This window comes from Streptomyces sp. NPDC041940 (assembly GCF_055589465.1).
Map to the genome: position 1 here is coordinate 380,300 of NZ_JBVJBP010000001.1, position 12,257 is coordinate 392,556.

General features: G+C 71.6%; 12 protein-coding genes and 1 riboswitch. Of the genes, 4 read left to right on the top strand and 8 right to left on the bottom strand.

Going from position 1 to position 12,257, the window contains the following annotated elements:
- Positions 1 to 97 precede the first annotated feature (97 nt).
- Genes ACZ6I3_RS01685 through ACZ6I3_RS01705 form a run of 5 tightly spaced genes read right to left on the bottom strand, consistent with a single transcriptional unit; the run spans position 98 to position 5,531 of the window.
- Positions 98 to 937: an ECF transporter S component gene (locus tag ACZ6I3_RS01685; protein ID WP_469410855.1), complete on the bottom strand. Its 840-nt coding sequence runs from the start codon at positions 935 to 937 to the stop codon at positions 98 to 100.
- On the bottom strand, positions 934 to 2,574 hold the full coding sequence (locus tag ACZ6I3_RS01690) for an ABC transporter ATP-binding protein (RefSeq protein ID WP_469410856.1): 1,641 nt from the start codon (positions 2,572 to 2,574) through the stop codon (positions 934 to 936). Before ACZ6I3_RS01690 ends, ACZ6I3_RS01685 begins: the two co-directional genes overlap by 4 nt.
- Complete coding sequence (locus ACZ6I3_RS01695) at positions 2,571 to 3,626, bottom strand: energy-coupling factor transporter transmembrane component T (RefSeq protein ID WP_469411660.1); 1,056 nt, start codon at positions 3,624 to 3,626, stop codon at positions 2,571 to 2,573. Before ACZ6I3_RS01695 ends, ACZ6I3_RS01690 begins: the two co-directional genes overlap by 4 nt.
- A gap of 58 nt (positions 3,627 to 3,684) precedes the next feature.
- On the bottom strand, positions 3,685 to 4,323 hold the full coding sequence (locus ACZ6I3_RS01700; protein WP_469410857.1) for an SCO2322 family protein: 639 nt from the start codon (positions 4,321 to 4,323) through the stop codon (positions 3,685 to 3,687).
- The gene (locus ACZ6I3_RS01705) at positions 4,320 to 5,531 is read right to left on the bottom strand and encodes a prenyltransferase/squalene oxidase repeat-containing protein (RefSeq protein ID WP_469410858.1); all 1,212 of its coding nucleotides are present in this window, start codon (positions 5,529 to 5,531) and stop codon (positions 4,320 to 4,322) included. The genes ACZ6I3_RS01700 and ACZ6I3_RS01705 overlap by 4 nt, the downstream gene beginning before the upstream one ends.
- A gap of 142 nt (positions 5,532 to 5,673) precedes the next feature.
- A riboswitch (cobalamin riboswitch) is annotated at positions 5,674 to 5,779 on the bottom strand.
- Positions 5,780 to 5,990: 211 nt separating this feature from the next.
- Here ACZ6I3_RS01705 and ACZ6I3_RS01710 point away from each other — a divergent pair.
- The gene (locus ACZ6I3_RS01710) at positions 5,991 to 6,806 is read left to right on the top strand and encodes an SAM-dependent methyltransferase (protein ID WP_469410859.1); all 816 of its coding nucleotides are present in this window, start codon (positions 5,991 to 5,993) and stop codon (positions 6,804 to 6,806) included.
- Between the two features lie 32 nt (positions 6,807 to 6,838).
- Here ACZ6I3_RS01710 and ACZ6I3_RS01715 read toward each other — a convergent pair whose 3' ends face one another.
- The 3 genes from ACZ6I3_RS01715 to ACZ6I3_RS01725 all read right to left on the bottom strand — a co-directional run bounded on the left by ACZ6I3_RS01715 (position 6,839) and on the right by ACZ6I3_RS01725 (position 9,378).
- Positions 6,839 to 7,747 (bottom strand): helix-turn-helix domain-containing protein, encoded by a 909-nt coding sequence (locus tag ACZ6I3_RS01715; protein WP_469410860.1) that lies wholly within the window; start codon positions 7,745 to 7,747, stop codon positions 6,839 to 6,841.
- Between the two features lie 92 nt (positions 7,748 to 7,839).
- Positions 7,840 to 8,295, bottom strand: a complete 456-nt coding sequence (locus ACZ6I3_RS01720) for a nuclear transport factor 2 family protein (RefSeq protein ID WP_469410861.1) — start codon at positions 8,293 to 8,295, stop codon at positions 7,840 to 7,842.
- 42 nt (positions 8,296 to 8,337) lie between these two features.
- Positions 8,338 to 9,378, bottom strand: coding sequence for an MBL fold metallo-hydrolase (locus ACZ6I3_RS01725; protein ID WP_469410862.1), 1,041 nt, complete (start codon positions 9,376 to 9,378; stop codon positions 8,338 to 8,340).
- A 175-nt stretch (positions 9,379 to 9,553) separates the two neighbouring features.
- Between ACZ6I3_RS01725 and ACZ6I3_RS01730 the strand changes: the two genes are divergently transcribed.
- The 3 genes from ACZ6I3_RS01730 to ACZ6I3_RS01740 all read left to right on the top strand — a co-directional run bounded on the left by ACZ6I3_RS01730 (position 9,554) and on the right by ACZ6I3_RS01740 (position 12,075).
- Complete coding sequence (locus ACZ6I3_RS01730) at positions 9,554 to 10,276, top strand: hypothetical protein (RefSeq protein ID WP_469410863.1); 723 nt, start codon at positions 9,554 to 9,556, stop codon at positions 10,274 to 10,276.
- A gap of 111 nt (positions 10,277 to 10,387) precedes the next feature.
- Positions 10,388 to 11,839: an aldehyde dehydrogenase gene (locus ACZ6I3_RS01735; protein ID WP_469410864.1), complete on the top strand. Its 1,452-nt coding sequence runs from the start codon at positions 10,388 to 10,390 to the stop codon at positions 11,837 to 11,839.
- Positions 11,840 to 11,841: 2 nt separating this feature from the next.
- Positions 11,842 to 12,075: a ferredoxin gene (locus ACZ6I3_RS01740; protein ID WP_469410865.1), complete on the top strand. Its 234-nt coding sequence runs from the start codon at positions 11,842 to 11,844 to the stop codon at positions 12,073 to 12,075.
- Positions 12,076 to 12,257 lie beyond the last annotated feature (182 nt).

Here is a 12,257-nt window from a genome sequence, read left to right on the forward strand (position 1 = left end):
CAATGCCCCCTTTTACTAGGTGTGACCGCATGCGGGGTGGCGGTCCGGCCCGTGACCGGGGGTGGGCCCTACGACCTCGCTTCGTATGTGACCTGAGTCACGTGGGGCGCCTCACGGTCGGCGGGGTGTCGAAGGTGACCGGCGTCTCGAACGCCGCCCGGCGCGTGGCGCGGCGCAGCGCCCTGAGCACCGCCGGGCCGAGGGTCAGTGTCAGGACGACGGTGACGACCGCCCGGCCGAGGTCCCAGCCGAGCGAGGTGGCCAGGCAGTACGCGAGGAAACGAGCCAGGTTGGCGGGGACCGCCGCCTGCGGGTCGAAGGCCACGTTCGAGGCGAGCGCGCTCATGAAGGGCCAGCCCGCCATGTTCATCACCGTGCCGTAGGCGAAGGCGGCGAGGAAGCCGTAACCGGCGAGCATCACCAGCTCGCCGCGGCCGCGGAGGCGGTCCGGGCCCGGCAGCAGGCCCGCGCCCATCGCGAACCAGCCCATCGCCAGCATCTGGAACGGCAGCCACGGGCCCACCCCGCCCGTGAGCAGCGCGGACGCGAACATCGTCACCGAGCCGAGGACGAATCCGAAGCCCGGGCCGAGGACCCGGCCGCTCAGCACCATCAGGAAGAACATCGGCTCGATCCCGGCGGTACCGGCGCCGATCGGCCGCAGGGCGGCCCCCGTGGCGGCCAGCACGCCGAGCATCGCGACCGCCTTCGGGCCGAGACCGGACTCCGAGATCGCCGCGGCCACCACCGCCACGAGCAGCACCAGCAGACCCGCGAAGAGCCAGGGCGCGTCCTGCGCGTGCGCGCTGAGCTGCGAGGTGGGCGGGGCGAGGAAGGGCCAGCCGAACGCGGCCACCCCGACGGCACTGACCAGGAGGAGGGCGGTGAGGGAGCGGGGGCCGAGGCGGACGGCCCGGGCCTGGCGCTGGGCGTTCACGCGTCCGTCCCGGGCTGGAGGGCCGCGCGTACCTCGGAGACCGTGAGCCAGTGCTGCGGGGCCAGGATCTTGGTGACCTGCGGGGCGAAGGACGGCGAGGAGACGACGACCTCCGCGGTCGGGCCGTCGGCGATCACCTCGCCCTCGGCCAGAAGCACCACGCGGTGGGCGATCTCGGCGGCCAGTTCCACGTCGTGCGTGGCCAGCACGATGGCGTGCCTCTCCTCCGCGAGCTTGCGCAGTACGCCGACCAGGCGGGCCTTCGCCGCGTAGTCCAGGCCGCGGGTGGGCTCGTCCAGCAGGAGCAGCGGGGGGCGGGCGGTCAGTACGACGGACAGGGCGAGGGCGAGGCGCTGGCCCTCCGAGAGGTCCCGGGGGTGGGTGTCGTCGGTGACGCTCGGGAGCAGTTCGGTGACCAGGGCGCGGCAGGTGCCGGGTTCTGCTTGCGCGTCCTGGTCGGCTGCCGCGCACTCGGCGGCGACGGTGTCGGCGTAGAGCAGGTCGCGGGGTTCCTGGGGGACGAGGCCGACCTTGCGGACGAGGTCCTTGGGGGGTGTGCGGTGGGGGGTGGCTTCGCCGAGTTTGACGGTTCCGGAGGTGGGGGTGACCAGGCCGACGAGGGAGTTGAGGAGGGTGGATTTTCCGGCGCCGTTGCGGCCCATGAGGGCGATGGTTTCGCCGGGGGTGATGGTGAGGGTGACGTTGTTCAGGGCTTGGATGCGGGCGCGGGTTACGGAGAGGGCTTGGACTTCGGCTGTGGATTGTTTGCGGGTGCGGGTGGTTTGTGGCTGGTCGCGCAGTTCCCCGCGCCCCTGAGGGGCGTATTCCAGCTGTTGCTTTAGATCTCCTGCCTTGCGGCGGGCGTCACGGACCGTCAGGGGCAAGGGGGTCCAGCCCGCCAGGCGGCCCAGCGCCACCACCGGCGGATACACCGGGGACACCGCCATCACCTCGGCCGGGGGACCGACGATCGGGGACGCGCCCGCGGCCGGGAGCAGGGCGACCTGGTCGGCGTACTGGATGACGCGTTCCAGGCGGTGTTCGGCCATGAGGACCGTGGTGCCGAGGTCGTGGACGAGGCGCTGGAGGACCGCCAGGACCTCTTCGGCGGCGGCCGGGTCGAGTGCGGAGGTCGGTTCGTCGAGGACGAGGACGCTGGGGTGCGGGGTGAGGACCGAGCCGATGGCGACGCGCTGCTGCTGGCCGCCGGAGAGGGTGGCGATGGGGCGGCCCCGCAGGTCGGCGAGGCCGAGGAGGTCGAGTGTTTCCTCTACGCGGCGGCGCATCACGTCCGGGGCGAGGCCCAGTGACTCCATGCCGTAGGCGAGTTCGTCCTCGACGGTGTCGGTGACGAAGTGGGCGAGCGGGTCCTGGCCCACCGTGCCGACGACGTCGGCGAGTTCGCGCGGCTTGTGGGTGCGGGTGTCGCGTCCGGCCACCGTGACCCTGCCTCGCAGGGTGCCTCCGGTGAAGTGCGGCACGAGCCCGCTGACCGCGCCCAGGACGGTGGACTTGCCGACGCCGGACGGGCCGGCGAGGAGGACCAGTTCGCCTTCCGGGACCTCGAAGTCGATGCCCTGGACGGTGGGTTCGGAGGCGCCGTCGTAGGTCACGGAGACATCTTCGAAGCGGATCACGACGGTTCCTTGGGCTCGGGGGCGACGAACGCGGGCAGCAGACCGAGGAGGATCGCCGCCGCGGGCCAGACGGGGAGCGTGGGGGCCACGAGCGGCACCACGCCGGGGTGCAGGGCGGCGGGGTCACGGACCGAGGCGAGCATGAGGAGTGCGGCGACCGCCACGCCGGAGGCCACGACCAGCAGGGCGCGCACGTCCCAGCGGTCCGGGCGGTACCGGGTGCGCAGCGACCTCCGGCCGCCGAGCCGGAGACCCGCGAGGGCGGCGGCGAGGCCGACGAGCAGGACGGGCATCCCGTAGGTGGCGCCTTCGGCGGTGAGCAGACCGTACGTTCCGGCGCAGACGCCGAGCAGGCCGCCGAGGGTGAGGGCGGCGGTGGTACGGCGGACCGCGGCCGGGACCTGGGCGGTACGGCCGTAGCCACGCGCGTCCATCGCGGCGGCCAGGGAGACCGACCGCTCCAACGCGCCCTCCAGGACCGGGAGGCCCACCTGCAGCAGGCCCCGGAGGCCCTTGTCCGGGCGGCCGCGCAGCCGGCGGGCGGCGCGCAGGCGCTGGACGTCCGCGATGAGGTTCGGCGCGAAGGTGAGGGCGACGACGACCGCGACGCCCATCTCGTACAGGGCGCCCGGGAGGGACTTGAGGAGGCGGGAGGGATTGGCGAGGGCGTTCGCTGCGCCGACGCAGACGAGCAGGGCGGCCAGTCTCAGACCGTCGTACAGCGCGAAGGTGAGGGCCTCGGCCGTGACCTCGCCGCCGAGGCGGATGCCCTGGGCCCAGTCGGGGAGGGGCACCTCGGGGAGGGTGACGAGGGTGTGCGTGCCGGGGATGGGGGAGCCGAGGACGATCGCGAAGAGCAGCCGGATGACCAGGACGGCGAGAGCGAGCTTGACGAAGGCGCCGTAGGAACGGGACCAGGGGGTCGGGGGGCGGCAGGTCGCCACGACGTAGGCGGAGACCGCGATGAGGAGGCAGAGGAGCAGGGGGTTGGTGGTGCGGGTGGCCGCGGTGCCGAGGGAGAGGGACCAGAGCCACCAGGCGCCGGGGTGCAGCGGGGCCCGGGGCCGGCGCGGGGGGTGGGAGGGCGCGTCGCTGAGCGGGTCCGCGCTGCTAAGCCTGGTCACGCCGCCGTACCTGCCAGATCGCCGCCGCCCCCAGGACCGCCACCACGCCGATGCCCGCCAGCAGACCCAGGGACGGGCCGTTGTCGTCGGACGTGTCCTTCTTCGCCGCCGGTGTCGACTCCCGGGAGCTCGCCACCTGCTCGCCGCAGCCCTTCTCCGGGTAGCCCGCGATCGCGCACAGCAGGGCGTTCGTGTCGTAGCGCAGGGGCTTGGCGACCGTCGCGAGGGCCTCCGCCGTGGTCGCGTCGGGGGAGACCCGGGCGCAGGCCGTCCGGGCGGGGGGCGGGGTCTCGCCCTGGGGGGCGTCCGCCTTCGTGCCGGGGTCGATGACGAGCGCGACCCGCTTCTCGCCGTCCCGCGCGGGGGTCTTCGCGCAGATGGTCTTGAAGTCGGCCGTGCCGCGTGGCCGGGCCGCCTCGGCGGAGTCCTCGCTCACCGCGAAGCGGAAGCCCTGGACGTCGCCGTCCGAGGGGCGGGCCATGGACGGGCCCTGCGTGGCGTAGACCCAGCGGTCGCCTTCGCGGTCCCAGAACGACCAGTACCGGTAGCCGGCGGCCTGGGCCTGGCTCGCGCCCGCGATCAGCAGGAGCGAGGCCAGGAGGAGGAGAACGGCCCGGCGGATCACGACTGCTGCTTCTTCTTGCGGCCGGTGAAGAGGAAGCCGATGCCGATACCGGCGACGAGGCAGACCCCGACGTACCACCAGACGCCGAAGAAGCCCGACCCCGAGTCGTCCTTCTCGTCGGCCGCCGAGGGCTGTTCGGGGGCCTGCGGGGCCGGGCCCGTCGCGTTGAGCTGCTTCACCAGGTCCGTGCCGCCGAAGTCACGCGGGTTCGTGCCCGTCGCGTGCGCGGCGAAGATCAGCTGGGCGTAGGCGGCGGGGCCGCCCTGCCCGGCCCAGTCGGCCGAGTTCTTCTCCAGCCACCGCACGGACTTCTCGGCCTGCGCGGTCTCGCCCTGCGCGGCGAGTGCCACGACCGCGTCGGCGGTGTTGCCGTGGTCGGGCTGGGGGGCCGCGCCGGCGAGGGCGGAGGTGAGGTGGTCGTCGTCCTCGGCGAGGGTCTGCGTGAGGTACGCGGCCCCGTTGCCTGCGGCCTGCTGCGGCGTGGAGGGGTCCTCCGTGCAGGTGGCGTCGGACTTCTTCCCGGCCTCCACCACCATGCCCTTGCCCAGGGCGCCGAGGACACCGGCCGCCGTCGCGTCCGCGTTGGCGGTCAGCTCGCCCTTCTTGTCGGGCTGGAACGCGAAGGCGCCGTCGTCCTTCCCGCCGCAGGGGAGGGCGAGCTTCAGCAGGGCGTCGTAGGGCGACTTTCCGCCCTTCTCGACCTGGTCCGGCTTCTCACCGGCGGCGGTCAGCGCGCCGATGACGACGGAGGTGGAGTTGGTGTCGCTGGCGCCGCCGGGCGCGTAGCCCCAGCCGCCGTCCTTGTTCTGGACGGACTTCAGCCAGCCGACGGCCTTGTCGGCGACGGCGTCCTGCCCGCCGAGCGCGGCGAGGGCCTGGACGGCGGCGGACGTGGCGTTGGTGTCCAGCATGGTCTTGGCGTCGCACGCGGCGGCGGGGTCCGGGCGGTACGCGGCGAACCCGCCGTCCTCGCACTGCTGCCGGACCAGCCACTCGACGGACTTGGCGGCGGGCTTCTCACCCACCGTGTCCTGCGCGAGGAAGGCGAGCGACTGGCGCCAGACGCCGTCGAACTTGGGGTCCTTGTCGCCGTACAGGGCGGAGGGGAACGCCTGGGACGGAGTCGGTGACGGTGCGGCGGCGGCCGGCGTGGCGGCGCCGATCACGGTGGCGGCGGCCAGGACGGCGGCGCTGCGGCGGACGTTCATGATCGGCGGGTGCCTCTCCCTGTGAGGGAGCCGGGCAGCACGGGACACCCCGGCGGCTCGGCCCCGTATACCTCGACGGTGCCGTGCACCGGCGGGCGCCGGGCACGTGAGCCGGTCACGATCCGTACGGGGCGATCCGGCTCACCGCCTGCCTCAGCGGGCGGTTCACGGTTGCGGGTCAGCGCCGGAATTGCACCGGCTTCTCCCTGTACGGGTGATGACGACCCGCCTACTGTACCCGGAAGTAGCAAAACGGCCGAGAGTACCTTCGCCCCATGCCGACGACACCGCCCGGGAGGCTCCCCGGCTCGGGCCGCCGCGCCGATGTGTACGAGATCGACGAGAGGTCTGACGATGAGCCGGATGGAGGTCGAACTGCTCGACCACGCCGAGGAGTTGATCCTGTCCGTGGGGCAAACCGGTTAACGTGAAGCTCCACGACCACACGCAGGAGCGTCCATGACTGACCAGGTGGAGAACTCCGAGCAGGAGCCGCTCTCCAAGATCGATACCTCGGTTCCGCACTCGGCCCGGATCTGGAACTACTGGCTGGGCGGGAAGGACAACTACGAAGTCGACCGTGTGGCCGGTGACGCGTTCCGCGAGATCTTCCCCGGGATCGAGACCGGGGCCCGCGCCGCCCGCTACTTCCTCGCCCGCGCCGTACGCCATCTCGCCGCCGAAGAGGGCATCCGCCAGTTCCTGGACATCGGTACCGGGCTGCCCAACGTGGACAACACCCACCAGATCGCCCAGCGGGTGGCCCCGGAGAGCCGGATCGTCTACGTCGACAACGACCCGCTGGTGCTGGCCCACGCCCGCGCGCTGCTCACCAGCACACCGGAAGGCGTCACCAACTACGTCGACGCCGACCTGCGCAAGCCGAGCACGATCGTCCGGGAAGCCGGGAAGACGCTGGACTTCGACCAGCCCGTCGCGCTCATGCTAATGGGCATCCTCGGCCACATCGAGGACCACGACGAGGCGCGCGAGATCGTGCGGCAGCTGGTGGAGGCCCTGCCGCCCGGCAGCTATCTGGTGCAGTACGACTCCACGGACACCAGCGAGGACTACGTCTCGGCCATCCAGCAGTACAACGACGGCGGCTCGATCCCGTACATCCTGCGCAGCCCCGAGCAGATCGCCCGCTACTTCGACGGTCTGGAGCTGCTGGAGCCGGGCGTCACGTCCTGCTCGCGCTGGCGTCCCGACGCCGAGGCCCTGGGCCTGCCGGCGGAGGTGCACCAGTACGGCGGTGTAGCCCGCAAGGCCTGAACCCCAAGGCCTGAACCCCAAGGCCTGACCTTTCAGGTCTCCTGAAGGAGGCGGTGCAGGATGGTCGGAGTCTCGTCCGGTGACTCGGCTTCGACCACCAGCCGGTTCATGGCATCCCAGTAGCGCTCGATGTCGGCCGGCCGGTCGGGATAGAGGGCGGTGGTGAGCTGCTCGAGGTAGACGACGTCGGGCAACTGGCCGCCGGGCAGCCGCAGAATGGTGACCGGACCGCCCTCCGCGGCATGCCCGCCGGAGAGGAACGGCAGGATCTGGACGGTGACCTGCGGCAGCCGGCAGATCTCGATGAGATGTCTGAGCTGAGCACGCATCACCGCCGGCCCGCCCACCGGGCGCCGCAGCGCCGCCTCGTCGATCACCGCCCAGAGCCGGGCCGTGCCCGGCTGCCGGTGCAGGATCCGCTGCCGGGTCATCCGCAACGCGACCCGGCGGTCGATCTCGCGCGCGGCGGCGTCGACGTGGGTGAGCTGGACGGCGGCCCGCGCGTAGTCGGGGGTCTGGAGCAGCTCGGGAACGCGCTGTATCTGGTAGCAGCGGATGACGCTCGCGGCCTGCTCGGCACCGAGGTAGTTCTGCGTCCAGGAGGGCACCACGTCGCTGTAGTACTGCCACCAGGCGTGGGTGTTGGCCTGTTCGGCCAGCGCCAGCAGTGTGGCGCGTTCGGCCTCGTCCGTGACGCCGTAGAACGTGAGCAGGTCGGCTACGTCCCGCAGTTTGAACCCGTGGCGGCCCGCCTCCATGCGGCTGATCTTGGAGGGAGAGGCACGGATGACGTCACCCGCCTCCGCCCTGCCGATGCCTCGCGCGTCCCGCAGCCTGCGCAGCCGGGCGCCCAGCGCCAGCCGAGGCACCATGGGCCCGGCCGACCTCCCGTCCAGGACTCCGCTGAAGGGCGACGTACGAGCGGCCTCTTCGGTGCCCATGGGCATGTCTCCTTGCGGTGGTACGCAACGCCGCACGCGTGGGGGCGCCGCGGCTCGTTCATCCTAGAGGCCCTGCCCTGACCTCATCCGGCTTATGCCAAAGGCGAGTTCGGCCGCGGTGTGGGCCCGCCGAATGGCAGGTGCAGCGTCCGCGACGTGACCAGCCAGGGCCCGTCGGCCCGCCGGAACTCGTCCTCGTAGTGGCCCACCTGGACGGGCGGCCCGGCCGGGATGACGCCGCCGTCGTAACCGTCGACGCGGTACGTCGTGAAGTACGAGATCGCCCTGGCGGCGTCCGGGGACTCCACCGTGACCAGGACGTTGGACATCATGCGGCGGGAGAGCCGGTCGGCGGGACGGGAGCCGAAGTAGGCGCCCAGGGCGTCACGGCCTTTGATGAGCCGCCCGCCCTCCGGCCACTGCCAGACACCGTCCTCGGTGAACAGCCCGGCGACGGAGGAGGGGTCGCCCAGGTCGAGCCGGTGGGCGAAGTCGAGGATCAGACGCTCGCAGGCACGTTCGGCGAGGAGGTGCTCGATGGGGTCCATGGACTTGGTTCTAGCACCCTGCCCTGATGGTCTCGCAGACGCCTAGACGGCCACGTACGTCACCGGTTCGCTCCCCGGCACCGCTTCCGCCCGGCCCAGCTTCACCAGGCGGCGCAGATGTGCCTCGGCCTCCGAGACCGCGATGTTCCGGGAGCCGTACGGGATCTGCTCCCAGGGGCGGTTCCACTCCATACGCTCGGCGAGCTGCCAGGGCGTGAGCGGCTCGGCGAGGAGGGCTCGCAGGGCGGTGAGGCGGGCCTCGTGGTGGGTGAGCAGGTCCCGTACGCGGGCGGCGGCGTCCGGGAACGGGTGCTGGTGGGCCGGGAGCACCTCGGCGGGGGCGAGCCGGCCCACGCGTTCGAGGGAGTCGAGGTAGTCGCCGAGGGGGTCGGTGACCGTGGCGTCGTCCGGATCCTCGTAGAGGCCGATGTGCGGAGTGATCCCGGGCAGCAGGTGATCGCCGGAGAACAGGCGCCCGTGTCCAGGGAGTCGTGCGGGGTGGTCCTCCTCCAGGTGGAGGCAGACGTGGCCGGGCGTGTGCCCCGGGGTCCAGATCGCGCGCAGGCGGCGTCCGGCGAGGTCGAGCAGTTCGCCCGGGACGATGTCGCGGTCGGGCAGGGCGGGGGAGAGGCCGGGCAGGGCGCGGGGCCGGGGTGTGCGCAGCGGGGCGATGTGCTCCTCGGGCGCACCGGCGGCGGTGAGCTTGGCCGTCATGTACGAGAACCAGCGCTCGGGCCGGGCCTCACGGGTCCGTCGTACGACCGCGGTGTCCGCCGCGTGCATCGCGATCCAGGCCCCCGACGCCTCGCGGACCCGGCCGGACAGACCGTGGTGGTCCGGGTGGTGGTGGGTGATGACCACGCCGTGGATCTCGCCCACCGAGGTGCCGCAGGCCGTGAGGCCGTCCGCGAGGGTGTCCCAGGACTCCGGGTCGTCCCAGCCGGTGTCGATGAGGACCGGCCCCCGGTCGGTGTCGACGACGTACACGAGCGTGTGCCCGAGCGGGTTGTCCGGGATGGGCACCCGGAGGGACCGAACACCTCCACCGTGGTCGTGCACGGGCCCGTCCTGGCTGCTCTTCATCTGCCCTCCGACCCCGCGACCCATGGCCATTGCCCACTATAACTAGAACTGGTTCCAAAGGTCGCCCAAGTCGACTGACTCTAGAGGGTGTTGGGCTGAGGAGAGAACGAGCGCAACCGCTCCCATAGGCTTGCCGGCTTCGGCCATCATGGACACGCGCGAAGGAGACAGTTGCGTGAACACCCTCTCGGTAGCGCTGGTCTCGGCGTTGACCTCAGGCGCCATCTCCCTGGGGCTCGTGTGGCTGACCAGCCATCAGCAACGGCGCGACGACAAACGCACGCAACGCGAGACTCAGAACGTCTCGCACCTCAACCCCCTCAGGTGGCACGCTGCTGAAGCACACCACCGGCTCTCCCTCTACGCCACCTCTGTCGATCGACATGGCTGCTACAGGCCGGCTCAGGTCCTCAACGAACCGCGCGAGATCGACGACAAGAGCGCCAGCTGGTTCGCCGGAACCGGAGTTGCGCTGACGTCCAGCGTCTGGATGACCGCCTGCTTGTTCGCCCAGATGACTCGCACCCGTCACGACATACCGTTCCTGCGCTTGCCGGGGAAGGACGACACAAGGCTGTCCGCCCTGATGTTGAAGGTCCATGTGGCTTTCGCCGCCTGTGATGTCTACTACGCGACACAGTCCAGCATCGGCGTCGACGCCATCCTTGAACCCGAAGGGCGACTCAGGAGCTACAGGGAATTCTGCGACCTCCTCGCGCAGCCGGATCGGCGTGTGTGGGCAGACCCCCTCATCTGGTTCCACCTCGCCATCGCCAACGGCGAGCGGCGCCCGAACCTCCAGCGCGCCTTGGACGCCCTCCAAGAACTGTCCGGGTTCCTCGACGACATCCTCGCCGGCGGCGCGTCACTGCAGGCGCGCTGGGACGCGGAGCTCTAGAGCGGACCGCAACGGCCGGTCGCGATCCCGTCCGTGGACTACTTCAACTAGAACTGGTATCAGTTCTGAAGCACCGTCAGGAACGGGCCCCGTCCCCGGGAGGCATGTGCCATGACCGAGCTCGTGGAACACGGACAGCTGTTCATCGGCGGGGAGTTGACCGACCCCCTGGGCGAGGGCGTCATCGAGGTGATCTCGCCGCACTCGGAAGAGGTCATCGGACGCGTCCCGCACGCCTCGACCGCGGATGTGGACCGGGCCGTGGGGGTCGCGCGGCGGGCGTTCGAGCAGGGGCCCTGGCCGCGTATGAGCCTCGACGAGCGGATCGAGGTCGTGAGCCGGATCAAGGACGGGATCGTCGCCCGGCACGAGGAGATCGCCCGCGTGATCTCCGGCCAGAACGGCTCGCCGTACTCCTGGAGCGTCCTCGCCCAGGCCTTCGGCGCGGTGATGGTCTGGGACTCGGCGATCACCGTCGCGCGGAACTTCACCTACGAGGAGTCCCGGGACGGCGTGCTCGGCCGCATTCTCGTGCGGCGCGAACCCGTCGGGGTCGTGGCCGCCGTCGTGCCCTGGAACGTCCCGCAGTTCGTCGCCGCCGCCAAGCTCGCCCCCGCGCTGCTCACCGGCTGCACGGCCGTCCTCAAGCCCTCGCCCGAGTCGCCGCTGGACGCGTATCTGCTCGGCGAGATCGCCCGCGAGGCCGGACTGCCCGAGGGCGTGCTGTCGATCCTGCCCGCCGACCGGGAGGTGAGCGAGTACCTGGTCGGGCACCCCGGCATCGACAAGGTGTCCTTCACCGGGTCGGTCGCGGCCGGGAAGCGGGTGATGGAGGTGGCGGCGCGCAATCTCACCCGGGTGACGCTCGAACTGGGCGGCAAGTCGGCGGCCGTCGTCCTGCCCGACGCGGACGTCGGGACGGCCGTGGCGGGCATCGCCCCCGCTGCCTGGATGAACAACGGCCAGGCCTGTGTCGCCCAGACCCGCATCCTGCTCCCGCGCTCCCGCTACGACGAGTTCGCCGACGCCCTCGCCGCGGCGGCCGGCGCGCTCGTGGTCGGTGATCCGCTCGACCCCGCCACCCAGGTGGGCCCGCTCGTGGCCAGGCGGCAGCAGCAGCGCAACCTCGACTACATCCGCATCGGGCAGGAGGAGGGCGCGAAGATCCTGACCGGGGGCGGGCGTCCGGCCGGCCTCGATCGCGGCTGGTACGTCGAGCCGACCCTCTTCGGCGACGTCGACAACTCGATGCGCATCGCCCGCGAGGAGATCTTCGGCCCCGTGATCTGCCTGCTGCCCTACGACGACGAGTCCGACGCCGTGAAGATCGCCAACGACTCCGACTACGGGCTGAGCGGCAGCGTCTGGACCGCCGACGTCGAGCGCGGCATCGAGATCGCCCGGCAGGTCCGCACGGGCACGTACTCGGTCAACACCTTCAGCCTGGACATGCTGGGCCCCTTCGGCGGCTACAAGAACTCGGGCCTGGGGCGGGAGTTCGGGCCCGAGGGATACGGGGAGTACCTGGAGCACAAGATGATCCACCTCCCGGCGGAAGCCTAGAGATGGGCGACCGCTGGCACGTCGAGGTCGACCGCTCGCTGTGCATCGGCAGTGCCCAGTGCGTCCACCACGCCCCGGACGGCTTCCGCCTCGACCACGCCCGCCAGTCCCATCCGGTCGCCCCGGACACGGACGCGAACGAGCGGGTACTGGAGGCGGCGGAGAGCTGTCCGGTGGAGGCGATCGTGATCACGCTGGGGGGCGGTGGCGAGGCGGTGTTCCCGCCGGAGGAATAGCGCCCGAAAAATAATGCTTCCGGGGGGTTCATTCCCGGGTGAGTGTTCTATTCTGGAAGTCGGCCTACGAGGCGAGTGAGGGAGTCCGACCGGAGTAGCCGACGGTGGCAGGAAGCCAGAGGTTTTGGGTCCGCCGGTGCCGACTGCGACGGTAGGGCTGAGAGGCCGGAAGGACGCAAGGC